The organism is bacterium (genome assembly GCA_024228115.1).
GTDB lineage: Bacteria > Myxococcota_A > UBA9160 > UBA9160 > UBA6930.
This window is the reverse complement of sequence record JAAETT010000394.1, coordinates 23,670-48,595: the sequence shown is the minus strand read 5'-3', so window position 1 is coordinate 48,595 and position 24,926 is coordinate 23,670. Positions and strand designations below refer to the sequence as shown.

General features: G+C 65.5%; 24 protein-coding genes and 1 tRNA gene. 17 read left to right on the top strand and 8 right to left on the bottom strand.

The features are described from left to right. Positions 1-159: 159 nt before the first annotated feature. Positions 160-879: a DUF1499 domain-containing protein gene (locus tag GY937_17260; GenBank protein MCP5058454.1), complete on the bottom strand. Its 720-nt coding sequence runs from the start codon at positions 877-879 to the stop codon at positions 160-162. Between GY937_17260 and GY937_17255 the strand changes: the two genes are divergently transcribed. Then, positions 878-1,783: a hypothetical protein gene (locus GY937_17255; GenBank protein MCP5058453.1), complete on the top strand. Its 906-nt coding sequence runs from the start codon at positions 878-880 to the stop codon at positions 1,781-1,783. The genes GY937_17260 and GY937_17255 overlap by 2 nt on opposite strands. A 2-nt stretch (positions 1,784-1,785) precedes the next feature. Continuing rightward, positions 1,786-2,763 (top strand): NAD-dependent epimerase/dehydratase family protein, encoded by a 978-nt coding sequence (locus GY937_17250; GenBank protein ID MCP5058452.1) that lies wholly within the window; start codon positions 1,786-1,788, stop codon positions 2,761-2,763. Between the two features lie 20 nt (positions 2,764-2,783). Here GY937_17250 and GY937_17245 read toward each other — a convergent pair whose 3' ends face one another. Then, positions 2,784-3,386: a 3-isopropylmalate dehydratase small subunit gene (locus tag GY937_17245; protein ID MCP5058451.1), complete on the bottom strand. Its 603-nt coding sequence runs from the start codon at positions 3,384-3,386 to the stop codon at positions 2,784-2,786. Between the two features lie 2 nt (positions 3,387-3,388). Continuing rightward, on the bottom strand, positions 3,389-4,795 hold the full coding sequence (gene leuC, locus GY937_17240) for a 3-isopropylmalate dehydratase large subunit (GenBank protein ID MCP5058450.1): 1,407 nt from the start codon (positions 4,793-4,795) through the stop codon (positions 3,389-3,391). 85 nt (positions 4,796-4,880) lie between these two features. On the opposite strand from leuC, the gene GY937_17235 reads away from it, so the two are divergent. From GY937_17235 to GY937_17220, 4 genes are all read left to right on the top strand, one after another. Beyond that, positions 4,881-5,537 (top strand): hypothetical protein, encoded by a 657-nt coding sequence (locus GY937_17235; protein MCP5058449.1) that lies wholly within the window; start codon positions 4,881-4,883, stop codon positions 5,535-5,537. A gap of 30 nt (positions 5,538-5,567) precedes the next feature. Next, positions 5,568-7,583, top strand: coding sequence for a PAS domain S-box protein (locus GY937_17230; GenBank protein MCP5058448.1), 2,016 nt, complete (start codon positions 5,568-5,570; stop codon positions 7,581-7,583). Positions 7,584-7,623: 40 nt separating this feature from the next. Then, positions 7,624-7,699, top strand: a tRNA-Pro gene (locus GY937_17225). A gap of 213 nt (positions 7,700-7,912) precedes the next feature. After that, a complete protein-coding gene (locus tag GY937_17220) occupies positions 7,913-8,917 on the top strand; it encodes a c-type cytochrome (protein MCP5058447.1) in 1,005 nt (334 codons plus the stop codon). Between the two features lie 8 nt (positions 8,918-8,925). On the opposite strand, the gene GY937_17215 is transcribed toward GY937_17220, so the two are convergent. The 3 genes from GY937_17215 to GY937_17205 are packed head-to-tail and all read right to left on the bottom strand — an operon-like array spanning position 8,926 to position 11,151. After that, positions 8,926-9,507: a gluconate 2-dehydrogenase subunit 3 family protein gene (locus GY937_17215; GenBank protein MCP5058446.1), complete on the bottom strand. Its 582-nt coding sequence runs from the start codon at positions 9,505-9,507 to the stop codon at positions 8,926-8,928. Next, the gene (locus GY937_17210; protein ID MCP5058445.1) at positions 9,504-9,899 is read right to left on the bottom strand and encodes a hypothetical protein; all 396 of its coding nucleotides are present in this window, start codon (positions 9,897-9,899) and stop codon (positions 9,504-9,506) included. The genes GY937_17215 and GY937_17210 overlap by 4 nt, the downstream gene beginning before the upstream one ends. Next, entirely contained in the window at positions 9,682-11,151 is a 1,470-nt protein-coding gene (locus tag GY937_17205; GenBank protein MCP5058444.1) for a hypothetical protein, read from the bottom strand. Before GY937_17205 ends, GY937_17210 begins: the two co-directional genes overlap by 218 nt. A gap of 268 nt (positions 11,152-11,419) precedes the next feature. Between GY937_17205 and GY937_17200 the strand changes: the two genes are divergently transcribed. Then, positions 11,420-12,106, top strand: coding sequence for an OmpA family protein (locus GY937_17200; protein ID MCP5058443.1), 687 nt, complete (start codon positions 11,420-11,422; stop codon positions 12,104-12,106). 83 nt (positions 12,107-12,189) lie between these two features. Here the strand turns inward: GY937_17200 and GY937_17195 are convergent, their stop codons facing one another. After that, positions 12,190-12,762 carry a hypothetical protein gene (locus GY937_17195; GenBank protein ID MCP5058442.1) on the bottom strand — a complete coding sequence of 191 codons (573 nt, stop codon included), beginning with the start codon at positions 12,760-12,762 and terminating at the stop codon, positions 12,190-12,192. A gap of 153 nt (positions 12,763-12,915) precedes the next feature. Between GY937_17195 and GY937_17190 the strand changes: the two genes are divergently transcribed. The 10 genes from GY937_17190 (at position 12,916) to GY937_17145 (ending at position 23,456) form a co-directional block, all read left to right on the top strand. Then, positions 12,916-14,778: an alpha/beta fold hydrolase gene (locus tag GY937_17190; protein ID MCP5058441.1), complete on the top strand. Its 1,863-nt coding sequence runs from the start codon at positions 12,916-12,918 to the stop codon at positions 14,776-14,778. Positions 14,779-14,947: 169 nt separating this feature from the next. Next, positions 14,948-15,412 carry a hypothetical protein gene (locus GY937_17185; protein ID MCP5058440.1) on the top strand — a complete coding sequence of 155 codons (465 nt, stop codon included), beginning with the start codon at positions 14,948-14,950 and terminating at the stop codon, positions 15,410-15,412. A gap of 168 nt (positions 15,413-15,580) precedes the next feature. Then, positions 15,581-17,110 carry an arylsulfatase gene (locus tag GY937_17180; GenBank protein ID MCP5058439.1) on the top strand — a complete coding sequence of 510 codons (1,530 nt, stop codon included), beginning with the start codon at positions 15,581-15,583 and terminating at the stop codon, positions 17,108-17,110. Between the two features lie 15 nt (positions 17,111-17,125). Continuing rightward, a complete protein-coding gene (locus tag GY937_17175) occupies positions 17,126-18,097 on the top strand; it encodes a MoxR family ATPase (GenBank protein ID MCP5058438.1) in 972 nt (323 codons plus the stop codon). Positions 18,098-18,105: 8 nt separating this feature from the next. Further along, on the top strand, positions 18,106-19,023 hold the full coding sequence (locus GY937_17170) for a DUF58 domain-containing protein (GenBank protein ID MCP5058437.1): 918 nt from the start codon (positions 18,106-18,108) through the stop codon (positions 19,021-19,023). Positions 19,024-19,025: 2 nt separating this feature from the next. Continuing rightward, positions 19,026-19,502 (top strand): DUF4381 domain-containing protein, encoded by a 477-nt coding sequence (locus GY937_17165; protein MCP5058436.1) that lies wholly within the window; start codon positions 19,026-19,028, stop codon positions 19,500-19,502. Then, positions 19,489-20,478 carry a VWA domain-containing protein gene (locus tag GY937_17160; GenBank protein MCP5058435.1) on the top strand — a complete coding sequence of 330 codons (990 nt, stop codon included), beginning with the start codon at positions 19,489-19,491 and terminating at the stop codon, positions 20,476-20,478. Before GY937_17165 ends, GY937_17160 begins: the two co-directional genes overlap by 14 nt. Next, positions 20,471-21,469 carry a VWA domain-containing protein gene (locus tag GY937_17155; GenBank protein ID MCP5058434.1) on the top strand — a complete coding sequence of 333 codons (999 nt, stop codon included), beginning with the start codon at positions 20,471-20,473 and terminating at the stop codon, positions 21,467-21,469. Before GY937_17160 ends, GY937_17155 begins: the two co-directional genes overlap by 8 nt. Next, complete coding sequence (locus GY937_17150) at positions 21,466-22,086, top strand: tetratricopeptide repeat protein (GenBank protein MCP5058433.1); 621 nt, start codon at positions 21,466-21,468, stop codon at positions 22,084-22,086. Before GY937_17155 ends, GY937_17150 begins: the two co-directional genes overlap by 4 nt. Further along, positions 22,083-23,456: a hypothetical protein gene (locus GY937_17145; GenBank protein MCP5058432.1), complete on the top strand. Its 1,374-nt coding sequence runs from the start codon at positions 22,083-22,085 to the stop codon at positions 23,454-23,456. Before GY937_17150 ends, GY937_17145 begins: the two co-directional genes overlap by 4 nt. Here the strand turns inward: GY937_17145 and GY937_17140 are convergent. Continuing rightward, positions 23,444-24,865, bottom strand: a complete 1,422-nt coding sequence (locus GY937_17140; GenBank protein ID MCP5058431.1) for a M48 family metalloprotease — start codon at positions 24,863-24,865, stop codon at positions 23,444-23,446. The genes GY937_17145 and GY937_17140 overlap by 13 nt on opposite strands. Positions 24,866-24,926 lie beyond the last annotated feature (61 nt).

Below are 24,926 nucleotides of genomic sequence, written 5' to 3'. Positions count from 1 at the left end.
CTCACGCGCCAAGTCCAAGCCTGGCAAGACGATCGCAACCGAACGACGAAGGGCGTCGACTGGCAATTCACGACCCAACAAGCCCGCGTGAAACTGCGACGACTCTACCCCCAGCTTTTGGTGTGACAAGGGACTAGGCGCGGGCGCCGATTACTTTCGTCAGCGCGGGTAGGCGGCCTGGAACCGCCGGATGCGGGCCGCATTGGCGCCGAGGTCGCTACGGCCGTCTCGGCTCTTGGACCGGACGTCGACGAGAGATCCGCCGCCTTCGGCCGGGCGCACGCGCACCACGATGTCGTCGACGAATTGGAAGATCCCGGTGGTATCCCGCGCCAGGACGGTGCCTGCCGCGGCTTCCACGGCAACCACTTCCCAGCCGAGTTTCTTGGCCGTGGCCTCGGCCAGTTCGAGTGCACGTGCCGGCTCGGCAGCGGTGGGCTGGGCAGCAAGGTCCGGGTAGGCGGTCCGCACCTGGGGTTTGAAATCTTCCGGGTAGGCCATGTCGCGGGCGCGGTCGGCGGGATCCACTGAGAAGGCAGGCGGGTCGTCGAGATCGGTGGAGATGTCGTTGATCGGTGGCACGTTTCTGCTCGGTCCAGCGGTGGCCAACAAGACCAGGAGCATCACGGTGCCGCTGCCGACTCCCAGCCATGCCAGGTTGCGTCCGGACGTGCCACTGCCAGCGCCGGTCATGCGGAGCGCGATCAGCCCCAGCACCAGGGCGATCAGGCCCTCGAGAACCCCGAGCAGGAACAACCACTGGAAGCCGAACATCGGCGAGACCAGACCGAGGTGGATCAAGATCGGGCCCATCACGGCGTCGAACAGGGCCAGGGCGCCGAGCACCCCGGCGACAAGCGCGAGTTTGGAACGTTGCATGGGCCCTCCAGGTTCTCATGCAGGGACGGGGTCCCCGCGGGAAGCGAATCCTAGCACGCCTTCCGAAGGTTGCGGGATCGCTCCGGGCGGCGATGATCTCGGACTTCCTGCCGGAGAGACGCCCTTGTCCGATCTCGTCCTGTCCGAGCGCCACGGGCCCGTTGCCTGGCTCACCCTGAATCGTCCGGATGCACTGAATGCCCTGAACGGTGATCTGTTGAACGCCCTCGGCACCCGCCTCGGCGAGGTGGCCGAGGATCCCGCTGCTCGCGCGCTCGTGGTCACAGGCGCTGGCCGGGCCTTCGCGGCCGGTGCGGATATCGCCGAGATGCGCAAGATGACCCCGGCCGAGGGGCGCAGCTTCTCCCAGCTCGGCCACGCCGCGTTCGGGGTGCTGGAAGCCCTCGAGATCCCGACCATTGCAGCCGTGAACGGCTTCGCCCTGGGCGGTGGCTGCGAGCTGGCTTGTGCCTGCGATTGGATCTACGCCACCGAGCGGGCCAAGCTCGGCCAGCCGGAGGTCAGCCTGGGATTGATTCCCGGCTTCGGCGGGACCTCGCGCCTGGCGCGAAAGGTGCCGCCGGGCTGGGTTCGCGAGTTGGTGCTGGGCGGCGAGGCGATCGGTACGGATGTTGCGCTGCGGATCGGTCTCGTCAACCGAAGCTTCGAGGACGTGGATGCGCTTCACGCGGCGGCCCAACACGCGGGTGAGACGGTGGCGGCGAAAGGCCCGGTCGCCGTGGCGGTGGCCAAGCGGCTCCTCGTGGAAGGCGCCGACTCCGACGCACGCGTGGCCCATGCGCTGGAGCAGGAAGCCTTCGGCGGCATTTTCGCGACCGAAGACCGCGCCGAGGGGATGGATGCGTTCCTGGCCAAGCGCGATCCCGAGTTCGGGGGACGTTAGGCGTGTCCAACTACCTCGTGACCGGCGCCGCAGGCATGATCGGCGCACGCACGGCGGGGCTGCTGCTTGCCGAGGGCCACCATGTGGTCGGCCTCGACAACATGAACGACGCCTACGATATCCGCATGAAGCAACACCGGCTGGGCGCCCTCCAGGCGCAACCCGCCTTCAGCTTCGTCGAGGCCAGCGTTGCCGATCCGACGACCCTTCGCATGCCAGCGCTGCGCGATCACCGCTTCGACGCGGTCTTCAACCTGGCAGCAAGGGCCGGTGTGCGCTCGAGCGTCGAATATCCCTGGATGTACGTGGAGACGAACATCACGGGCACGCTCAACATGCTCGAGCTCTGTCGCGAGCATGGGATCTCCAAGTTCGTGCTCGCTTCGACCTCCAGCCTCTACGGGGCAGCGAATCCGTGCCCCTATACCGAGGATCAGGATACGAGTCGACCGCTCTCTCCCTACGCTGCGTCGAAGGGCGGCGCTGAAGCGCTGGCCCATACGTATCATGCGCTTCACGGCATCGATGTCTCCGTGTTGCGCTATTTCACGGTCTACGGCCCCGCCGGTCGGCCGGATATGGGTGTCTTTCGTTTCGTGCAACGGATTCGCGAAGGCTTCCCGATCATCGTCTACGGTGATGGCACGATGTCGCGGGATTTCACCTTCGTCGATGACATCGCGCGTGGGACGATCGCGGCTGCGCGGCCCCTTGGCTTCGAGGTCATCAACCTCGGAGGCGATCAGCCGTTCCAGGTGAACGAGCTCATTCGCACCGTGGAACAGGCGCTCGGGCGCAAGGCAATCATCGAGCACGAGCCCGCCCATCCGGCCGACGTTCCGGCCACCTGGGCGAGCATCGACAAGGCGGCCGCCCTGCTGGATTGGGCTCCCCAGATCTCCCTCGAAGACGGAATCGCCCGCTGCGTCGCCTGGTATGAGGCCGAGCGCAGCTGGGCCCACCGCATCGAGGCTTATTAGGCCGCGAAGCCTCCCGGGGCTCAGGCGGCGCCGAAACCCGTCACATAGGGGATCGTTGCGGCCTGGGTATCGATCGCGTCGCCGGCCTCCAGCAGGACACGGGTGGCGTTCCACGTGCCTTCGAGGAGCGCCTTGCGGGTGCCGTCACGGACGCCGGCGGGCAAGGTGCCGCCCTTGTAGGTGAGGCTGCGCCCGGCCAGGTCGACGACGACCTCCTGGGTGGGATCGAGGCTGACGCTCTCCATCAGGGCTTCGAGATCGTTCGGCTCGAGGGTGACACAGGGCAAGCCCAGGGCCGTGCAGTTTCCTGCGAAGATCTCGGCGAACGACGCTCCGACGAAGGCCTGGAAGCCGAAGCGGTGGAGCGATTGCGGCGCGTGCTCCCGGGAAGAGCCGCAGCCGAAGTTCTCGCCGACGACGAGGATGCTCGCTCCCGCGAATCGTTCGTCATCCAGGGGATGATCGCCCTTCGCCTGCTCGCGGTCATCTTCGAAGGCATGCTCGCCGAGCCCATCGAAAACGACGCAGCGCAGGAAGCGTGCGGGGATGATCCGATCGGTGTCGATATCGTTTCCGCGCACGACACATGCGCGGCCCTCGACCCGTTCGACGATACTCGTCATGGCTACAGCACCTCGCGGACGTCGACGACTTCGCCCTTCAACGCCGCTGCAGCCACCATGGCTGGTGACATGAGCAGCGTGCGTCCTGTGGGGGAGCCTTGTCGGCCCTTGAAGTTGCGATTGCTCGAGGACGCGGAGACCTCGCGTCCCTGCAGCTTGTCCGGGTTCATGGCGAGACACATGGAGCAGCCGGGCTCCCGCCAATCGAAGCCTGCCGCGCGAAACACCTGATCGAGCCCTTCCGCTTCGGCTTCGCGGGCGACCGCCTGGGAGCCGGGGACGATCAGCGTCCGCACGCCATCCGCGACCTTGCCGGTCTTTGCGACGCGGGCGGCCTCGCGGAGATCCGAGATCCGGCCGTTCGTGCAGGATCCGATGAAGGCAACATCGATCTTCGTGCCCGCGATCGGCTGTCCGGGCCGGAAGCCCATGAACTCGAGTGCTTCGGCAAAGGCGGTCCGGTCCGCGTCGGGCACATCGCTGAGGTTCGGGATGGGTTCGTCGGCGCCCGCGGACTGGCCGGGATGAATCCCCCAGGTGACCGTGGGCGGGATGTCCTCGCCTGCCAACGAAATGAGATCGTCGCAAGGGGCGCCGGGCTCGCTGGCCATGCTTCGCCACCATTGCTCTGCGGCACCCCAGGTCTCACCGGTCGGTGCATACTCGCGGCCGCGAAGATAGTCGAAGGCCACTTCGTCCGGGTTGATGTAGCCGACCCTCGCGCCGCCTTCGATCGACATGTTGCAGACCGTGAGGCGCTCTTCCATCGTCATGGCTTCGATCACGGTCCCGGCGTACTCATAGGCGAATCCGACGCCGCCCTTGACGCCGAGCTGCCGGATGATGTGGAGAATCACGTCCTTGGCGTAGACGCCCGCGCCTAGCTTCCCCGACACTTCGATGCGCCGCAGCTTGGGCTTCTCCATGGCCAGGCATTGGGTGGCCAGCACGTCGCGAACCTGGCTCGTGCCGATGCCGAAGGCGATCGCGCCGAACGCGCCATGGGTGGATGTATGGCTGTCGCCGCACGCCACGGTCATGGCAGGCTGGGTCAGGCCGAGTTCGGGCCCGATCACATGGACGACACCCTGCCGGCCACTCGCCGAATCGAAGAGGGGGATGTCGTGCTCGCGGCAATTCCGTTCCAGGGCGACCATCATCTCCTCGGCAAGATCGTCGGCGAGGGGCCGCAGCTGCGAATCCGTCGGGATGATGTGATCGACGGTGGCAAATGTGCGCTGGGGGTAACGGACGCCGAGCTTCATTTCCTTCAGCATGGCGAACGCCTGCGGGCTGGTGACCTCGTGGACGAGGTGCAGGCCGATGAACAGCTGGGTCTGCCCGTCCGGAAGCTCCCGGACCGAGTGCGTTTCCCAGACTTTGTCGAACAGGCTACGAGGGGCGGGCATGACGCGGGGATGTAGCAGAAAAGGGGCGCTCCGCATCCTGGGGGGCGGCTGGCTTGGGAATGTCTAGGTTCTCCGGATGGACCTCATGTACGCTGCGCACGTCCCTCCCGGAGAGGGCCCGTTTCCCACGATCCTGATGCTTCACGGCTGGGGGGCGAACGCTCATGACCTGCTCGGGTTGGCACCGGTTCTCCATGGCGGGGGAGCCCTGGTGCTGTGCCCTCAGGGTCCGGTCGCCTTCGAAATCGGCCAGGGCATGCTGGGTTTTGGCTGGTGGCCGATCACCGAGGATCGCGAGATCGATCCCGAGGCGTTCGAGGCTGCCAGCAAGGCGGTCGAGAGTTTCATCGATGAAGCCGCGCAGAGATATCCCATGGATCCGCGCAAGACCGTCGTGATGGGTTTCAGCCAAGGTGGGGTCATGGCCTACGACCTGGTCCTGCGAAACCCCGAGCGCTTCGCGGGTCTGATCGCCCTCTCGAGCTGGCTGCCCGATCACGTGGAGAAGGGGGTTCCGAGCCAACCAGCCCTCGAGAATTTCCCGGCACTTCTCATCCATGGCACCGAAGACCCGATGATCCCGGTGGCGCGCGCCCAGGAGAGCCGGGAGAAGCTGCTCGCCCGGGGCGTCAATGTCCACTACCGGGAATATGAGATGCAGCACGAAATCCGGCCCGAGGCCTTGCGGGAGCTGGTCGTGTGGCTCGAGGAGAAGGTCTTCAACCTGATCCAGCTCGCTTGAGGCGACTGCGCGGGGTGTCGATGGAAGTTCGTGAGCACTAACGAGAAGGGCGACACCCGGCGGCGGATTCTCAACTCCGGCGTGCCGGGTGAGGCGCTGTGGTCGTCGAACTCACGGCCTGCCCGGGCGGGCGCGTCGGCGATCGTGATGGTCCTGCTTCTCCTGGTGGGGCTCGCCGGAATGGAGGTACGCAGCTACCGCCGCCAGGCCCTCGAGCGCGAAGCGGGCATGATTGCGGATCAGGTGGCCAACCATCTGATGAGCTGGACCGATGGGCGCCTCGCCGCGATCCAGCCGTTCGTCGAGCGTTGGAATGATCACTATGCGGGCAAGCCGGAGGTGTTTCGGCGCGATGCCCAACTCTTCCTGGATCGCCTTCCGGGCCTCCAGGCCCTCAACTGGCTCGGCCCGGATTGGGTGATCCGGACGACGGTGCCCAACGAGGGCAACGAGGCCGCGCTGGGTCGGAACCTGCATGATCATCCGGCGCCCGATGTGTCGGAGGCCATTCGGCGAGCCACGGAAACCGGTGCTCCTGCACGTAGCCGGGCGATCGTGGATTTCCTGCAAGGTGGGCGAGGCTTCGCCAGCTATTGGCCGGTGAAGGGAACCGACGGCGCCGTTGTCGGGTTCGTGAATGCGGTTTTTCGCATCGATCGGATGGTCGAGGTCTCCCGTGTGGCCTACCAGCTGAAAGGCGAATACGAGATCGCGCTGGTCGAGGAAGACGGACTGGTTGCATTCGCCCCGACGGGGGAGGAAGACCGTGGTTTGAAGCCCTGGCCTTTCTCGAAGGAGCGGAAGATCGCGTTGCTCGATCGTCCCCTCGTCCTGGTTGTCGCACCCACACCGAGCCGTGTCGATCAACTCGTTACGTCCTCTGATTTCCTCAACCTGGCAGGTGTGCTCGGGGCATGTGGGCTGGTCGGGATCCTTGCGTTTGGCGTGCTACGCCGTCAATCCGAACTCAACCGCCTCGCGATGGCAACCGACCAGGCGGAAGAGGGAATCCTGGTGATCGGTAGGAACGCGCGAATCCTCTACGCCAACGACGCTGCATCGCAGATGATGGGCCGGAATTCGCTGGTTGGAAGTGATGTCACCATCCTTTCCGAAGGGCAGGGCGACGACGATCTGATGGTCGAGATCGCGGAATCACTCGGGACCGGTCGCATGTGGCGTGGGCGCTATTCCTCCGTCTGGGCGGATGGTTCGTGTCATTTTCGAGATGCGAGCATCACCCCCGTGCGCGGCCGAGCCGGACGCGTCGAAAGCTACGTGGGCGTCATCCGAGACGTTACCCGCGAGAACGAACTCGAAGAGGAGCTTCGCCACTCCCAGAAGATGGATGCGGTGGGGCGGCTCGCGGGCGGCGCAGCCCATGAGTTCAACAACCTCCTCACCGTGATCCAGGGCTACGCGGAGCAACTCGTCGAATCCCTCGACGGAGAGTCCGAGCTTCATGGGGCCGCCGCCACCATCCAGGATGCGGCGCGGCGCGCCGCAATCACGGTTGGCCAGCTGCTCGCCTTTTCACGTCGCCAGGCCGCACAACCCGAGCGCCTCGATCTGAATGCCGCCGTCGAACGCCTCGAGATGGTGCTGCGCGGCGCCCTCGGTGCCGAGGCGACACTGGCGACACGCCTCGGCCCGACTCTCCCGCCCGTCATGGCCGACCCGAACCACATCCAACAGGTGCTGGTGAATCTCTGTGTGAACGCACGGGACGCCATGCCCGAAGGCGGGACGGTCACGCTGAGTACTGAGGAGGTTGTCGTCTCCGACGGGCCGTCCGGAACATTTCCGGACCTCGCCCCCGGGCGCTACGCCGCTCTCTCGGTCTCCGACCATGGCAGTGGTATGGACGAGGAGACCCGCTCGCGAATGTTCGAGCCCTTCTTCACGACCAAGGAGGTCGGGCGAGGCACCGGCCTCGGCCTGGCCACCGTCTACGGAATCGCTGAGCAGAGTGGCGGTGCTCTTCGCGTGGTGACCGAGCCGGGCAAAGGCACCGTCGTCACCCTGGTTCTCCCCTTCGCGGCCTGACCCGAACTCCAACGTCGAGTTGGCTATCCTTTCAGCCCGTCGGGGTGTAGCTCAGCGGCCAGAGCCTGATCTTTGGGTGGTCAGCGTCGGGGGTTCGAATCCCCCCACCCCGACCACTTGCCCTCGTAGGACGGGTCTGATCGTGTGGAAGTTCGACCCGCTGCCGGCGGGCCTCTTTGGCACCCGATCTCGATGGTTCCTCGCGTGGCTGCGGTAGCCTAAAAAGTTCGCAAAGCTGCAGCGGCACTCCCCACGAACACGGGCGGGTGGAAGCTGCGCAGGCGGAAAGAACGCCACGCCGAAAGAGGAGGCATCTCGAGATGTGCCAGATGAAGATGGGAAGCTGGATCGGTGGACTATTGATCGTCCTGGTTGCGAGCACCGGTGCGGCGAATCCGGACGCGGCGGCCCTGCGGGCACGAGTCGGAATCGCGTTCGGCGAGCTTCCGAAAGAGGCGGTCAACCCGGCCAACTCCGTCACCGAAGCGAAGATCGAACTCGGCCGGTTGCTCTACTTCGATGAGCGACTCTCCCTCGCCGACGACATCAGCTGCAACTCCTGTCATCCCCTGGATCGCTTTGGCGCGGACGGCGAGCCCACGTCACCTGGGCACGAGGGGCAGCGCGGCGGACGGAATTCGCCGACCGTGTACAACGCCGCGCTCCACGCCACCCAGTTCTGGGATGGGCGGGAGCCCGATGTCGAAGCCCAGGCGAAGGGGCCGATCCTGAACCCGATCGAGATGGCCATGCCGTCGGACGCCGCGGTGATCGCGAAGCTGCGCGGGATCGCAGGCTACGCCCCGCTGTTTGCGGCGGCATTTCCGGGCGAGGCCGATGCGCTGACCTACGACAACCTGGCCAAGGCGATCGGCGCCTTCGAGCGGCGCTTGCTCACACCCGGCCCCTTCGACGCCTTCCTGGCCGGCAATGACGCCGCCCTGGACGAGGCGCAGCTGCGCGGCCTGGCGGCCTTCTTCGAGACCGGCTGTACCACCTGCCATTCCGGCCCGGCGCTCGGGGGCGCCATGTTCCAGAAGCTCGGCCTCGTTCATCCCTACGAGACCGAGGACACCGGTCGTATGTCGGTTACAGGGAACGCCGCGGACAAGTCCTTCTTCAAGGTTCCGTCACTGCGCAACATCGCGAAGACCGGCCCCTGGTTCCACGACGGAAGCCTCACGGATCTCTCGGAGGTCGTTCGCCTGATGGCCTGGCACCAGCTCGACCGTGAGCTCGACGCGGCGACGATCGCCGACATCGTCAGCTTCCTCGACAGCCTGACGGGTGAGGTGGACGCCGCGTACATCGCCGAGCCGGCGCCGGTGGAATAGCCCGCGTCCTATTCGTCTTCCCAGATCGCCCGAACCGGGGCCGCGCCGGTCACCTGCTCCGGTGTGTAGCCGCCTCGCCGATGCCGCGGCCCCGGGTAGCCGGCGACCCGCCAGCCTGAGAAGTCCCGGTTGGCGCCGTACTTCGGGTCCGCGAGGAAGCCGATCAGGGTGTGGACACGCACGGTCTCGAAGAACTCGGTCTGCTCTACGTCAACGAGCAGAGCGTCTTGCTCCGCCTCCGTGAGGGAAGCGAATCCCTTGCCGTAGCGTGTCACCGCTGTGGCCTCGATCTCCGCGAGGCCCGTCCGGTAGAGAGGAAGTGCCGCCGCTTCTTCATGCAACAAGGCCTTGTCGATGAAGTTGGTGCAGCCCGCCTCCTTCGCCCCGGGCTGATCATCCGTCGGCAGGATGCGCGCGGTGATCGCCTCGAGGCTCTTCCACTCGTCAGCGGTCAAGACTTCCGGCTCGTCCGACGCAGCGGCCGCTCGTGCGGCGCGAGGGAAGGGGATCTGGCTGCCGAGCCAGAGGCCGCCGCCCAGGAGGGTTCCGTCCTTCAGGAGTTGGCGGCGGGAGAGACGCGAATCCGTCACAGGCTCTGCCTCTTTACTTCGCCCAGGAGGTGGTCGGCGACCCGGTAGGCGTTGGCCAGGATCGTCAGCGTCGGGTTGTAGCCGCCGTTGGTTGGCATCACGCTGCCATCCACGATCCACAGGTTCGGCACCTCGTGGCTGCGGCAAAATTTGTCGACGACCGACTTCGAGGGATCATCGCCCATCCGGCATGTTCCGTGGTTGTGGGCGTTGCCCTTCTGATGGGTGTTCTCGTCGATGGAGAGGTCGGGGATGCGCGTCGCGACCTGCTTTCCTCCCGCGGCTTCGACGATCTCGGCCAGCTTCTTCTCGTACCAGCGGAACATTGCCAGATCGTTCGGATGCTGGCGTTTGGTGAAGCGCGGGACGGGCAGGCCGAAGCGGTCTTTCACGACCGGGTCGAGATCGACCCGGTTGTCTTCCATCGGCAGCTCCTCGCAGATGCCGGCCAGCACCAGTGTTCGCGGGAATTGCCGGAGCCGTTGTTTGAGCGTCGCGCCCCAGGAACGCTCGGCCCCGCGCAGGGCGGGCTCGAGCACCAGCGAGTAGGCGATGGGTGAAGGTGTTCAGCTCGGCGACGACGCCGCCGCGGATGAAACCGCGCTTCGCGTCGCTCGCGTGCAAGTCGTCGATGGCCGTGTGGGTCTCGAAACCGGTGTAGGCGCGCAGGTCGTCGTCGAAGACGCCGACTGCCCCCGGATGGTGATGGAACTGGAGGTTCTTGCCGACCAGCCCCGAGCCATTCGCGAGGCCCTGGGGAAATTCGCCGGACGACGAGAGCAGCAGCAAGTGGGGCGTTCCCACGGTGCCCGCGGCGAGGATGACCTGGCGCGCACGGACTTCATGGATCGTCCCCGCGGCGTCCAGGTAGCGCGCGCCGACTACGCGTCCGTCCTTCATTGGCAGCCCGACGACCATCGCGCCGGGTCGGAGGTCGAGGTTTCCCGTCGCTCGTGCACGCGGCAAGGAGATCGAGAAGGTCGTGCCCTTGGCATGGATGGGGCAGCCGTAGGAGCGGCAGGCGCCACCGTACATGCAGCGCGGGCGCCCGGCATAGGCACGCGAGTTGATCGCCATCGGAACAGGGAAGGGCGAGTAGCCGAGTTTCTTCGCGCCCCGCGCGAACACCTGTCCCGTGACACGCTCGGGGTGCGCGGGGTTGGGGAAGCCCTTCTTGCGGGGGCCGGCGAAGGGGTTCGCGTCGCCTGTTCCCGAGACGCCAAATTCCCACTCGGCTTTCTCGTAGAAGGGCTCCATCTCGTCGTAGCCGATCGGCCAATCCGCGAGGCTCGCGCCGGCGACCGGGCCCTCCGCGGGAAGCACCCGGAATTCGTCGGGTCGGAAGCGCCAGGACCAGGCCGCCCAGTGGGTGAGGGTGCCGCCCACGCAATGCGCGATCTGACTGAAACGCCCCGTCTGGGTGGGCGTGGCCTCGTCCGGTCGCCAGGTCTCGAGTTGGTGGGGGGAGAAGATCTGGTCCCGGATCGGGTTGCGCAGCTCGTCGTCGTCGAAATCGGCCATGCTGAGCTCGCCGCCGCGTTCGAGGGCGACGACCTGGAGGCCCGCGGCGGTGAGCTGGTCGATCATTACACCACCGCCCGCGCCGGTGCCGATCACGCATACATCAAACTCGGTCTTTGCCATGGCGGGATACTACCTCGCCAGGATCGGTCGCTGGCAGCCATGCTCATCTCGATCCTTCCCCCGGATCCGGGTCCTGCATTGCTGCCAGATCCTCCCGGTGGGCGATGAACTCGTCTGATCCCCCTCGACCCACGTCGATGGGCTTGTCCCTCCCTCAGGTTTTTTTTGCGAATGGCGCTTTCGGCACGCTGCTGATATCAACATCGGATGGCCGTCCTCGATCGATGGCATTGGACACACGCCAGATGGCCAAACCAGGAGATTTGAAATGCGTTCAACGATGGCATTGATTCTTGCGATCCTTCTGTTCACGGCGGGCTGTGCATCGACACCGCCCCCTGCCACCTGCGCGGCGATCGGTGCCGGCCTTGGCGGTGGAGGCGGGGCGGCCTACGGCGCAAGCAACGACCGTCGTCATGACGGGGATTCGATCATGGGTTACGGCGCGCTCGGGATCCTGGTGGGCGGCGCTGCCGGTTACGGGATCTGCTACGCGCTCCAGGATCGCGCAGCCGAGGAGACGACGGCAGCGACGCCTGCCGAGGAGCCCTCCGCCGAACCGGGGCCCGCCCCGGCGCCGATGCCGGCCCCCGTGGTGGCCGCTGATCCCTGCCACGAGACCGTGACGTTCGAAGGCGTCCACTTCGAGTTCGACCGGTCCGAAATCCTGCCAACGGGCCGAACCGTCCTCGACGCGGTTGCCTCGCGATTGGGCGAGTGTCGCGAGACGCGGGTTCGAATTGCAGGGCACACGGATTCGATCGGAACCGATGCCTACAACCAGGGCCTGTCCGAGCGGCGCGCCGCCGCGGTCGCGAACTACCTTGTCGGCCATGGCATCGCGGCCGCGCGTTTGGACGAAGTCGGTCACGGCGAAGGTCGCCCCGTTGCAGACAACGGGACCGATGCGGGGCGGGCTCGCAACCGGCGCGTGGAGCTGGAAGCCCTGCGCTGATCCACATCGGTTGGTCGCTCGAGACGGGTGCCCGGAGAGCCCGATGGAGGGCGGACGAAGGATCCTGGCCCGACCGCTTTGCCCTACCCACGGAAGCGCGCGATGACTCGGGAGCGGTCCGGCGCCCGTTCGAAATCCAATGAGCCACCCGGGCACGCGAGATCGAGCAACCCGAGACATACGCCTTCCCACATGTCGAGATAGGTCGGGTATTCGCGGACCTCAGGCGCAATCGAGTCGAAGATCACCTCGATTTCGTCATCGCGACACATACCCATTCGCGGCTCGCAGAGATCGCGGAAGACCAGGCCCCAGCCTTTGGGGATGACGGTCAGCATCCGTGCCCGGCGCGTTCCCAAGACACGAAGCATCCCGAAGATCAGGGGCTCGAGCATCGGCTTCTCGACAATGGAAGGAACCGCGCGCCGAAAGAGATCGCGGCTCCTCTCGGCTCCAAACTCGGCGACGATCGCCTCGGGCAGGTAGTGGTCATGCTCGAGGGGGATCCATTGGGTGCGCCAGAGGGAGTCGATCAGCTCCCGGGTTGGCTCGGGAACCCGTGCCCAGACCCGTGCACGCGAACCCGGTTCGAATGTCTCCAGCAACTCGAACATGTCGAGCGCGGCACTGACACGGACGGCCGGCGAGCGGGACATGGGCTCTCGTCGGCTGTCCGGAACGGCCCCTGTAGCTGCCCCCTGGCTCGAGCCCGTATCTGGCGCCGAACGCCGCAGTCGCCCCACGGGTTTCTCCCCGTCGAACAGCCTTCGGGTCGACAGCGCGTTTGGGCTCCGCCACCGTAGGCAACCATGGCCGCAAGGTTCCTTCTTCTGGTCGCAGCCCTTTCTTCGGCGGGCTGCGCCACGCCGGTCGGCGTGGACCAGGTCGAACCGCAGAGGCTGCGTCGGGAACTCACGAGCACCATCCTCACCGGCCCGGCGCCGAGCGCTCGCGCCCGTCAGCTTCTCGATCGGCTTTCACTGATCGAAGCCTTCGAAGACACGCCCGAAGAAGCGCTCGAGAGGGTCCGGGTCGGGCTGGGCGGGCCGGATACGGCCGAACGGTTGCTCGGGCTGGCGGAATTGAGCTTCGCCCACGGCGACGCGACGCGAGACCCGATCTGGTACAGGGCCGCTGCTCTGGCTGCCTACGCCTATCTGTTCCCCGAGAAGGATCAGGCGAGGCCAAATCCATTCGACCCTGGTCTTCGTCTTGCTGCCGAACTCTACAACCGCGGCCTGGCCCTGGGGTTTTCGGGTAGGAGCGAGGCTGACTTCTCCTCCGTGCAGAATCGTTGGGAGCTGCCCTACGGGTACATCGCTCTCGAGGTCGACCCCGCCCATCTTGGTTGGTCCGGCTACCGGATGCGAAACGTCGTACCGAGCGCTGAACTGCGGGTGCGGGGCCTGCGCAATCGCTATCGCCGCGTCGGGATCGGTGCCCCGCTCGCGGCCGCGGTGGAGCGGGCCGAGGGGGAGGCCACGGGTCATCGCGTGGGCCCGAAGATGCGGGTCCCCATCACGGCACTCCTTCGCATCGAGGAACCCCGGACTGCCGTGATGACCGGGAAGGTCTCCGCGGCGCTCGAGATCTACGTGATGGACAGCTCGAAAGAGGTCCGAATCGGTGATCGCCGGGTGCCTCTCGAGTACGAGCCGACGACGGCCCTGGCCTTTGGTCTCGAGAATCCTGCCATCTGGAACCTCGAATTCGGAGGGTTCTTCAGCGGCGACTTCACCCCCTTCGAGGACAAGCGGCAGGATGGGTTGGTCCTCCAGCATCCCTACCGTCCCGGCCGCGTTCCGGTCGTTCTCGTTCATGGAACCGCGTCGTCGCCGGGCCGGTGGGCGGAACTCGTGAACGAGTTGCAAGGGGATCCCACCGTTGGCGACCGGATCCAGATCTGGCTTTTCTTCTACAACACCGGCAATCCCATTCTCTATTCGGGAAGCCTGCTCCGGCAGGCGTTGCGCGAAACCGTGTCCGATCTCGATCCGAGCGGTACGGATCCGGCCCTTCAGCACATGCTCGTGATGGGCCATAGCCAGGGTGGTCTGCTGACCAAGCTCCAGGCCGTGAACTCCGACGGTGTCTTCTGGGAGGGCGTCTCGGATCGAGACATTTCCGAACTCGAGCTATCGGATGAGACACGCGAACTCCTGACGCGTGCGATGTTCGTTGAAGCGTTGCCTTTCGTGCGCCGGGTCGTGTACGTCTCGACGCCTCACGGCGGGAGTTACCAGGCGCGCCGCCGAATTGCCGGCTGGCTTGGCAGCTTCATCACCCTTCCTCTCGACCTCTCCCGACGGGTGACCGAGATGATCACGAACAACGAAGATCTGCGGATGCGCCTTCGCCTTGGCCGGATGCCTACGAGTCTCGACAACATGACGCCGGGCAACCGGTTCCTGGTTGCGCTCGGCTCCCTGAAGGAAGCAAGGGGAGTGAGCGCCCATTCGATCGTCTCGGTCACCGGTGACGGCCCGCTCCGGGACCTGAATGATGGCGTCGTGGCCTACGAGAGTGCGCACCTGGAGGATGTGGAATCGGAACTCGTCGTGCGTTCGGGTCACTCGGTGCAGGGACACCCGAAGATGATCGCAGAAGTGAAGCGAATCCTGTACGAGCATTTCGATCTGCTCGAGGCGGAGATCGCAGAGGCGGCAGACTGAGGGCACCCGGAGCTCTCAGCCTGGTGGGCCGGCTCGTGGGGACGGCCTGCCTCGGGGGCGATCCGATGCTCCTCCGGCGTGCTCCGAGCCCGGCAGCCCGGGTGGCGCTCGGGAAATAAAGGCCGTCGAGCCGCGCTACGCTTCTGGCCCGGTTCCCAGGAGGAAAGCGATGCGGGTGTTCGCGCTGATGGTCTGCGGTCTGTTTCTGGTCTTTGCGCGGAGTACACCCCTGGCCGCGCAGACCACCCAACAGGTCATCGCCAAGGCGGCTGCCGAAGCCGAGAAGAAAGCCATCATCGCAACGGCCATGGACCTGACCCAGGAAGAGGCGCAGAGTTTCTGGCCACTCTACGACGAGTTCCAGGACGATCTCGGCGAACTCCACCTGCGCAAGGCCGAGCTGATCCAGATCTACGCAGAGACCTGGCGTTCTCTCGACGATGAAACCGCCCGCGGTCTCCTCGCCGAGTCGCTCGACATCGGCAAGGATCGCTCCAGCTTGCGCAACTCGTACGTAGAGCGCTTCCGCCGGGTCCTGCCGGAGGTGAAGGTGCTGCGGTACTACCAGCTCGAGAACAAGCTCCACGCGACCGTGCAGTTCGGTCTGGCAGAGAAGGTGCCTCTCGCACCGTAGGAACGTGAGCCGAACGGCGGCCTTGCGAACCGATTGGATGCCATACGCTGAATGGCCCCGGACCGCATGGCAGAGCCAATCCCGGGGATCCATCCTCAACATCGGATCGTAGCCAGCACATCCCGTCCGCGTTGGACTACCCTGCCGGCTGATCTTGCATCTGGAGGGATGACGATGAAGAGGATCCTCGGGCTCGCGCTGTTCGCGCTGTTCGTATCGGGAGGCGCTCAGGCTGCCGACAAGCCCAACATCCTGGTGATCTGGGGCGACGATATCGGGCTCAGCAACCTATCTGTGAATACCCGCGGCATGATGGGCTACCGAACGCCCAATATCGATCGGATCGCCAACGAAGGCATGCTATTCACGGATTACTATGGTGATCAGAGCTGTACTGCAGGGCGGTCGTCCTTCATCACGGGCCAGAGCCCTTTTCGTACCGGCCTCACCAAGGTCGGTGTCCCCGGGGCCGAACTCGGCATCCAGGCCAAGGACCCGACGATCGCCGAGTTGTTGAAACCCGCCGGCTATGCCACCGGGCAATTCGGCAAGAATCACCTCGGCGACAAGGATGAGTTCCTACCCACGAACCACGGCTTCGATGAGTTCTACGGCAATCTCTACCACCTGAATGCGGAGGAGGAGCCGGAACACGAAGACTATCCGGATCGCCCTGGATTCCGCGAACGGTATGGCCCGCGTGGCGTGATCCGCTCCTTCGTGGACGGGAAAGTCGAAGACACCGGACCGCTCACGCGCAAGCGCATGGAAACGGTGGACCAGGAGTTCCTGGATGCGGCGCTCGGCTTCATCGATCGAGCTCACGCGGCGGACAAACCCTTTTTCGTCTGGTTCAACTCGACCCGGATGCACTTCCGGACCCATATTCCGGAGAGCATTCGCGGCACCTCCGGCCAGGATTTCTATTCGGACGCGATGGTCGACCACGATCGCCAGGTCGGAGACCTGCTCGTGAAGCTCGATGCGCTGGGCATCGCAGAGAACACGATCGTCGTCTACTCGACCGACAACGGGCCCCACTACAATACCTGGCCCGATGCGGCGAACTCGCCCTTCCGCGGCGAGAAGAATACGAACTGGGAGGGCGGCTACCGTGTGCCGGGCATGGTGCGCTGGCCCGGCAAGATCGCGGCGGGCTCGGTGTCGAACGAGATCATTTCTCATCTCGACTGGGCACCGACACTGATCGCAGCGGCAGGCATCCCTGATATCAAGGGCCGGTTGCTGAAGGGTCATCAGGCTGGCACCAAACAGTTCAGGGCGCATCTCGATGGCTACGATTTCCTGCCTCACCTGACCGGCAAGGCCGAGAAAGGCCCGCGGAAGGAGTTCCTCTACTTCAACGACGACGGACTCCTGGTAGGCACGAGGGTCGGAGATTGGAAACTGGTCTTCGCCGAGCAGCGCGCTCGTCGCTTCGATGTCTGGCGGGAGCCCTTCGTCTTCCTGCGAATTCCGAAGATCTTCCACCTCCGGCGTGACCCCTACGAGAAGGCCGATACGGACTCGAACTCGTACAACGAGTGGTGGACGGATCGGGTGCCGCGGATCTTCGAGGCACAGGACGTGGTGGTTCGGTTCCTCGGCTCGCTGCGTCAGTTCCCGCCGAGCCAGCGCCCCGCATCCTTTACCATCGACCAGATCTTTGGCGACGTCATGCGGCAGCTGGCGCAATGAGCTGGCGGGAGGCCCATGTCCGCACGAGATGAGATTCTTCGGCTTCGCGAGCAGGTCGGCCAGTCCATCGTCGGCCAGGCCGAGATGGTCGAGCGGCTGATCATCGGCTTGCTCGCGAACGGAAACCTCCTGGTCGAGGGCCTGCCGGGCCTGGCCAAGACGCGGGCGGTCAAGGCGCTGGCGGAGAATCTGGAAGCGGATCTTTCGCGCATCCAGTTCACGCCGGATCTTCTTCCGGGCGATGTGACCGGGACGGAGGTGTACTACGCGAGCGAAGGAGGCGGGGGCGAATTCCGGTATCAGCCGGGGCCGATCTTCTCGAACATCGTGCTGGCGGACGAAGTGAATCGAGCGCCGGCAAAGGTGCAGGCAGCGCTGCTCGAAGCGATGGAAGAGCGGCAGGTCACGATCGCCGGAACGACGCATCCGCTGCCGGAACTCTTCATGGTGATGGCGACCCAGAACCCCATCGAACAGGAAGGCACCTACCCGCTGCCCGAAGCCCAGATGGACCGCTTCATGATGCACGTGGAGGTGGGATATCCGGACGAGGCCGCCGAGGCGAAGGTGATCGAGTTGGTGCGAAGGGAGACACGCCAGGCCAGTGCGGACGAGTCGCCTGCCCCCGTTGCCCAAAGCGCCGTCTTCGAGGCCAGGGCTGAGATCGACCAAGTCCAGATCGCCGATCCGATCCTGCAATACATCGTCGACCTGGTCTTCGCGACGCGCTACCCGGACCGCTACTCCGAGCAGCTTGCGGGCTGGGTTTCGCTCGGTGCCAGTCCTCGCGCCGGTATCCACCTGGATCGGGGCTCACGCACCCGGGCCTGGCTCGAGGGGCGGGACTACACGACGCCGGAGGACGTCCGCGCCGTGATGCACGGAGTCTTGCGCCACCGCATCTCTCTATCCTACGAAGCGAGCGCAGACGGCATCACTGCCAACCAGGTGATCGACGAGATCGCGAAACTGGTGGCTGTACCCTGAGGCGAGGGATGGAAGACGGCGCCTACGTAGCGGTCCGCGAACTGGTGAAGCTCCGATACCAGGGCCGGGGCTTCAGCTTCCTGCCTCGTCAGCCCCTCACCAGCCAGCTCGCGGGTCTGCGCGCATCACGGATTCGCGGGCGCGGCCTCGATTTCGATGAGCTACGTGCCTATCTGCCCGGCGACGACATCCGCGACATCGATTGGAAGGTCACCGCGCGCATGCGCAAGCCGCACACGCGCGTCTACACGGAGGAACGCGACCGCAGGACCCTGCTGTTGGTGGATCAGCGCGTGAACATGTTCTTCGGCAGCAAGATCCAGATGAAGTCCGTGACCGCGGCCCATGCCGCGGCCCTCGGTGTGTGGCGGGTATTCTCCCAAGGCGATCGACCGGGCGCGATCGTGTTCAACGATTCCGAGCAAGTCGAGGTTCCGCCCCATCGCAGCAAGGCGCGCGTAATGGCCATCCTGCACGAACTCGAACGCATGAATCGGTTGCTCAGTGCGGACGGCGGCCAGCGTTCCGATCCGGCGCAGTTGAACCGGGTGCTCGAGCGGGCCATCCGACTCGCGAGCCACGATCACCTGGTCGTGCTCGTCAGTGATCTGGACGGGGCCGACGAAGAGACCTCTCGTTTGCTGCGACGTCTCACCCGGCATAACGACGTGCTGGTGCTCCTGGTCTACGACCCGCTCGAACGCGAACTGCCGGATGCATCGTTGCTGGTGGTCAGCGACGGCGATCTGCAACTCGAATTCGACGCGCGGGATCGCCGGTTGCGCAGCGGATTCGCACAGGCCTTCCAGGATACGGTCGATACAGGAAGGAAGGAGCTGCACAGGCGGAACATCCCGATGCTGCCAATCAGCACGGCGGAGCCAGTGGCCGGGCAGCTTCGTGAACTGCTCGGACAGAGGCGCTGAGCGTGGCCGAGTTCGGCAGCGACCGGATGTGGGGGCTGAAGGAGCTCCCGCTTCCGGAGGCCGTTTCCTGGCTTCCGGCGACTCCCGGCTGGCTCGTCGCGGGCGCGATCCTGCTTCTGATCCTCGCCTGGTTTGCCTGGTTGCGCTGGCGTAGCTGGCAGCGAGATCGGTACCGCAGGGAGGCGCTGAGCCGCATCGATGCCATTGGGCGTGGGACGGAGGCATTGGCCGGGCTTCCGCTCGTCCTCCGGGCGACCGCTCTCGCCGCCTTTCCTCGCGATGAAGTGGCAGGCTTGCACGGAGCGATCTGGGTAGAGTGGCTCAACCAGAACGGCGGATGCTTCGAGCCAGCGGACGCCGAATGCCTCGACCTCCTGCCGTACGATCCCAACGCGGTCCGCGAGCTGTCGGCGTCTACCGCATCCCGCCTCGTCGCCGCGAGCCGAGCCTGGGTGAAGGGCCACCATGCTCGCATTTGAGTTGCCCTGGGCCTTCGCGTTGCTGCCGTTGCCGCTACTCGTCATCTGGCTGGCGCCCGAGTTCCATGACGAGAGCGAGGCGGTGCGCGCACCCTTCTTCAAGCGACTCGTCGAGCTGACCGGCAAGCTTCCGACCGCAGGCGCGGTCGTCATCCGCAAGCGAAACTGGCAGAAGCTCTATCACATCATCGGCTGGTTCCTCATCGTGACCGCGCTCGCCCGGCCTGTCTGGGTGGGCGAGCCGATCGTGAAGGAGCTTCCCGCCCGGGATCTGCTGCTGATCGTGGATCTCTCGGGATCGATGGAGGAGAAGGATTTCTCGGGCTCCGATGCGTTGCGCATCACCCGGCTGGAAGCCGTGAAGGAAGTGGTCGCGGGCTTCATTGCCCGCCGTGAAACCGACCGTTTGGGCCTGGCGGTATTCGGCCAGTCGGCGTTCCTTCAGGCACCCTTCACCGACGACCGCGAGGTGGTCGGCTCGCTTCTGGAGGAGATGCAGCCGCGGATGGCCGGTGCCCAGACGATGATCGGTGATGCCATCGGTCTGGCGGTTCGTCTGTTCGAGGCCAGTGAGAAGCAGAACAAGGTCGTGATCCTGCTGACCGACGGCAACGACTCCGGCAGCAAGATGCCCGTGCACCGCGCCGCGGAGATCGCGGGCGAAGAGGGAATTACGATCCACACCATCGCGATGGGCGATCCAGCCACGGTCGGTGAGAAGGCGTTGGATACGGATGCACTCGAGGGTGTCAGCGGGGCTACCGGGGGCCGATCCTTTCTGGCGCTGGATCGCGAGCAGCTCGAGGCTGTCTACGCCGAGCTCGACCAGCTCGAACCAGAGAAGGTCGACACCCAGAGCTACCGACCGAAGCGGGCACTCTACTGGGTTCCGCTAGGGAGCCTGCTGATCTTCGGTGTCGTGTTGTTCAATGCGATGCTGCGCCTGCCCGGTGTGGGAGCGCCAAGTCGTGCTTGATCTGGATTTTCACTTCCTGCGTCCCTGGTGGCTGATCTTCATTCCCTACGCCCTTTGGCTTCATACACGTCTGCGCCGCGCCTACAGCGCGACGCTCCAATGGCAGGGTGCCATCGCGCCGAAGCTGCTCGAGCATCTGACGGTCGCAGGACGGGGGCGCAAGCCGATCCGTCCCTACCAGCTGATGACGCTGCTCACCGTGCTGATGTCTCTCGGCGTTGCCGGTCCGACCTGGAATCGTGAGATCACGCCCTTCACCCAGGACGAGGCTCCGCTCGTGATCGCCATCGAGCTCACCCCCAGTATGTTGGGCACGGACCAACAGCCCACCCGCCTGGAGCGCGCCCGCCACAAGGTGCGCGATCTGCTGAAGCGGCGCCGCGGCGCACGAACGGCGGTGATCGGCTATGCCGGCAGCGCCCACCAGCTGTTGCCCTTTACCGATGATACGGAGCTGCTCGAGGTCTACCTGGAGGCCTTGCATCCGAACCTGATGCCACAGCCGGGCGACGCCCCGACCCAGGCTCTCACCCTGGCCGAGCGACTGCTGGCGGGCGAAAGCGTCGCTGGCACCGTTCTGTTCCTGAGCGACGGGATCGAGCGAAGCGCCGCCGATGCCTTCGGTGGCTTTGCGCAGCGCACGGGCGACCAGGTGATCCTGCTGGCCTTCGGCGGGCCGGAGGGAGGAGAGATCGCGACCGAGGGTCTCGACCTTTCCTCGTTGCCTGCGAGCGACCGGCTTGCACCGCCGGTCGACCACGCGGGTCTCGAGGCCATCGCGACGGCTGTGGGCGGAAGCCTGCTCGAGGCCACCCTGGACGAAGCTGATGTCACGGCCCTGAGCCGCCGAATCCGAACTCATCTGGTGGATACGATCGACAGCGATGAGGCCCTCGCCTGGCACGATGCGGGGTATCCGTTGGCCTGGGCGGTCGCCTTCTGCATGCTGTTCTGGTTCCGGCGTGGATGGACGGTGCAATGGCGGGTATGACGAGGCTTGCCGTGGTGCTGCTCCTGCTCGGGGGGACCGCATGTTCTCCTTCCCTGGATTGGTTCCTGACGCCCGACCAGCAAGGCCGATTGTGGCTCGAGCGAGGTGAGCCGCTGCGGGCCGCCCGAAGCTTCGAGGATCGTCTGTGGAAGGGGCTCGCCTACTATGAAGCCGAGGACATGGCCTCGGCGGCGTCTGCCCTGGCGGTGCTGGATACGGCGCGCGGAGAATTCCAGTACGGCAATGCCCTGGCTCGTCAGGAGCGACTGCCCGAAGCGATCTCTGCCTATCGGCGTGCGTTGGTTCTCCAGCCCGAGTTCCCCGAGGCGGCCTTCAATCTCGACTGGGTCCAGAGCCTGCTCGAACTCGACCAGAAGGAGTACGAGGACGCGGGGGGTACCGGTGGCAAGCTCGAGGCGGACAAGATCGTCTTCGACGAAAAGGGCGCCAAGGGCAAAGGCGAGATGACTTCCGAAGAAGCACGCGCCCAGGGTCTGAGTGAGGCCCAGCTGCGCGAGATGTGGATGCGTCGGGTACAGACGACACCCGCTGATTTCCTGAGGCTCAAGTTCTCCTATCAAGACCAGGTAGAAGATCCGACAGGGAGTGCGCCGTGAAGCGCGTACTCCTGGTCGCGCTCGTCCTCGTTGTCCCGATGTTGGCCGACGCGCAGACGCCTCGCGAGTTGATGAACGAGGGTCGCCTCCGCGTGAGGGTCAGCACGGAACCGGCCCGCCAGGTGGTGATCGGTCAGCAGACCCGCTTCTTCATCGACATCCTGACCGACACCTGGTTCAGCAAGGCCCCCGCCTACCCGGAACTCGTTCTGGAAGGCGCCGTCGCCTTGATGCCCGAGCAGCTCGGCACCAACTTCACCGAGCGCATCGACGGCGTCAGCTTCGCGGCCCAGCGCCGCAGCTACGTGATCTTCCCGCAGCGAGCGGGCAGGCTGGAAATCCCTTCGCTGAAGATCCGGCTCGGAATCGCAGGCGGCGACGGGAAGGCGGGAACACCCTTCACCCTGCGCACGCCACCCCTGCGCTTGAACGTCGTGATCCCGGCCGAGGCGGAAGGGATCCAAGGCCTGGTCACCACTCCGCGCTTCCGCGTGCGCGACGAATGGAGCCGGCCTCTCGACGCGTTGATGGTCGGGGATGCTGTGAAGCGGACGGTGAGGATGAACGCCGATCGTGCTCTTGGAATGTTGCTGCCCGATCTGGTTTTCGAAGTGCCACCGGGCATTGCCGTCTACGCCGACCAACCGCGCACCTCCGATCAGGTCAACCGCGGGCAGTACCAGGGCGAGCGTGTGGAGAGTGTCACCTATGTGCTGCAACGCCCCGGCGAATTCGCATTGCCAGCGATCGAGCTGCATTGGTGGGACCCTGGTTCTGGAGCGCTCCAGACCGAGATCCTCGAGGATCGCGCTTTCGAGGTGACAGGCGAACCGGATCAGGCCAGCCTCGTCGTACCGGCCGATCCCTGGACGCGGTGGCGCGCGGGCTTCGACCGTCTGCAGGCATTCACCAGAGAACACCGCCTGGCGCTCCTGCTGACGATTCTCGGCGTGATCTTCACGGTGCAGCTGGCCCGCACTCGCTTGCCGGGCCTGCTCCTGGGGTGGCGGGCCCGCCGCGAATGGCGCCGCGGTTCGGAAGCCCAGCTCTTTCGTGAGCTGATGCGAAGTGCAGGGCGCGGAGATGGCGATGCCCTCGTTCGAGACTTCTGGCGATGGCGTGACCGTCTGGCGATCGAGCTGCCGTCTCTGAATCATCAGACTGCCCGCCGGGCAGCCGAGGCCTCGGGCTTCGCGGAATGCTGGGCCCAGTTGGAGCACGGCCGCTACAGCGTAGCCGTGCCATCGTCCGGCTCGGTGGATCTCCGCCCTGCATTGCACGCCTTTCGCGCCGCCGTACTCACCGCGCCGCGCTCGCAGGTCGCACCCTCCGTCTTCTCAGGGCTGAACCCGCGCAGTCAGCGCGAATAGGGCTCGGGCACGGCCACCTTCACGCTCTGGCCTCTGAAGAAGTGGGCCTCGAACTCGACACCATTCGCCACCGCCAGCTCCTTGGCCGACCAGGTCGAACCCGTGCGCTTCGCGAGGCTGCTGGCGGTTTCCTGACTGCGCGACGTGCGCACGCGCAGGCGCGATTCGCGGATCGACCCACGCTCGCTGGACCGTAGCGCCCGAAAGCTGCGACTGGTCTTCTCGAAGATTGGCTCGAGGGATTTCGCGTCCCTCTCCGAACTCTGTCCGACGATTGCAAAGACATCTCCACGGAAGCCGATCAATGTGATGTCCGCGTTGTGTCCGCCCGATGCATGCTGGGTTCGCGCGGCCGGGAGCCCCCGGATCTTGCTGCGTTCGAACACGACGCCTTTCTGCTCTTTCGCGGCCTTTGCCAGCGCTGCATCGAGGGTCGTGTCCGCGGCGACCAGCCGCAGGGCCACGGCCGCGTCCTTCTCAGGATTCACGGCGCCTGCTGCCTCGGGCGTATTTACGGTCTCCCAGCCTTCGGGAAAGTCGATCGCCAGATCGAGGCCCGGATGCAGGAAGAGACTCTCCCGAAACACGCCCTGTGCCGGGTCGGCGCCGACCAACAGCCCATCGAGCTTGGCGAACAACTCCGCCGCCGTGTGTGCCAGAGGAGCGCCCGTTCCCCTCGTCAATGTCTTCGCCCTCGCTCCCGTCTTCGCCACGCGGTCTTCTGTCATCGGATGGTTGTTCAGGAAGTGGAAATGGCTTTCATCGACCCCCAGCAACTCGATGTCGCGCCCGAGGGTATGCAGGAAGCGCGGCAGGCCCGCCGGGTCGTAGCCTGCCAGGGCGGCCAGGGTCTGGCCGATCTCGTCGGCCCTGGTTTCCTGCACCCGTCCGAAGGGGGCGAGCACCAGGCCCTTGGTGACGAGCTGTCCGGTTCCCTTTACGACATCGCGCAACAGCGGGCTCACCAGGCCAACGGCCATTCCGGTGATGGCGCTGGCCAGGGTGACGGGCGCCGTCAGCACGGCGGCTCCCACCTGCTTTGCACTATGGCGTGCCGTCACATGTCCGATCTCGTGACCGATCACCCCGGCGAGCTCGTCTTCGGAGTTGATCAGGGCGAGCAGCCCCCGGGTCACATAGACATGGCCTCCCGGCAGGGCGAAGGCGTTCGGCTCCTCCGAATCCGCAATCTTGAAACTCCAGGGCCCTTCCGGCCGCGAGGAGACCGCGGTGAGTCGCTCGCCGATCCTGCGCACATAGGCGAGCGGGATCGGATCCGTGACCAGCCCCATGCTCTTCTCGGCCTTCTCCGCCTCCTGATCGCCGATGGCGCTCTCTCGAGAAGTGCTGAGGCAGCCGGCCCAGCAGAGCATTGCAAGCAAGAGGATGAGAACGATCCGGGGCTTCACTCGAGGGCACTCCTGATGAGGGGGTAGCGCAGTGTACGCTTCCCCCTCGCGATTGCAGCCA

What these genes read in the sequence shown, in the direction of transcription:
- GY937_17245 (MCP5058451.1), bottom strand. Translation starts at nt 3,386, where the DNA reads ATGACGAGTATCGTCGAACGGGTCGAGGGCCGCGCATGTGTCGTGCGC.
- GY937_17185 (MCP5058440.1), top strand. Translation starts at nt 14,948, where the DNA reads ATGCGGGTGTTCGCGCTGATGGTCTGCGGTCTGTTTCTGGTCTTTGCG.
- GY937_17200 (MCP5058443.1), top strand. Translation starts at nt 11,420, where the DNA reads ATGCGTTCAACGATGGCATTGATTCTTGCGATCCTTCTGTTCACGGCG.
- GY937_17175 (MCP5058438.1), top strand. Translation starts at nt 17,126, where the DNA reads ATGTCCGCACGAGATGAGATTCTTCGGCTTCGCGAGCAGGTCGGCCAG.
- GY937_17255 (MCP5058453.1), top strand. Translation starts at nt 878, where the DNA reads ATGGGCCCTCCAGGTTCTCATGCAGGGACGGGGTCCCCGCGGGAAGCG.
- GY937_17170 (MCP5058437.1), top strand. Translation starts at nt 18,106, where the DNA reads ATGGAAGACGGCGCCTACGTAGCGGTCCGCGAACTGGTGAAGCTCCGA.
- GY937_17180 (MCP5058439.1), top strand. Translation starts at nt 15,581, where the DNA reads ATGACGATGAAGAGGATCCTCGGGCTCGCGCTGTTCGCGCTGTTCGTA.
- GY937_17190 (MCP5058441.1), top strand. Translation starts at nt 12,916, where the DNA reads ATGGCCGCAAGGTTCCTTCTTCTGGTCGCAGCCCTTTCTTCGGCGGGC.
- GY937_17160 (MCP5058435.1), top strand. Translation starts at nt 19,489, where the DNA reads ATGCTCGCATTTGAGTTGCCCTGGGCCTTCGCGTTGCTGCCGTTGCCG.
- leuC (MCP5058450.1), bottom strand. Translation starts at nt 4,795, where the DNA reads ATGCCCGCCCCTCGTAGCCTGTTCGACAAAGTCTGGGAAACGCACTCG.
- GY937_17220 (MCP5058447.1), top strand. Translation starts at nt 7,913, where the DNA reads ATGAAGATGGGAAGCTGGATCGGTGGACTATTGATCGTCCTGGTTGCG.
- GY937_17260 (MCP5058454.1), bottom strand. Translation starts at nt 879, where the DNA reads ATGCAACGTTCCAAACTCGCGCTTGTCGCCGGGGTGCTCGGCGCCCTG.
- GY937_17150 (MCP5058433.1), top strand. Translation starts at nt 21,466, where the DNA reads ATGACGAGGCTTGCCGTGGTGCTGCTCCTGCTCGGGGGGACCGCATGT.
- GY937_17235 (MCP5058449.1), top strand. Translation starts at nt 4,881, where the DNA reads ATGTACGCTGCGCACGTCCCTCCCGGAGAGGGCCCGTTTCCCACGATC.
- GY937_17195 (MCP5058442.1), bottom strand. Translation starts at nt 12,762, where the DNA reads ATGTCCCGCTCGCCGGCCGTCCGTGTCAGTGCCGCGCTCGACATGTTC.
- GY937_17205 (MCP5058444.1), bottom strand. Translation starts at nt 11,151, where the DNA reads ATGGCAAAGACCGAGTTTGATGTATGCGTGATCGGCACCGGCGCGGGC.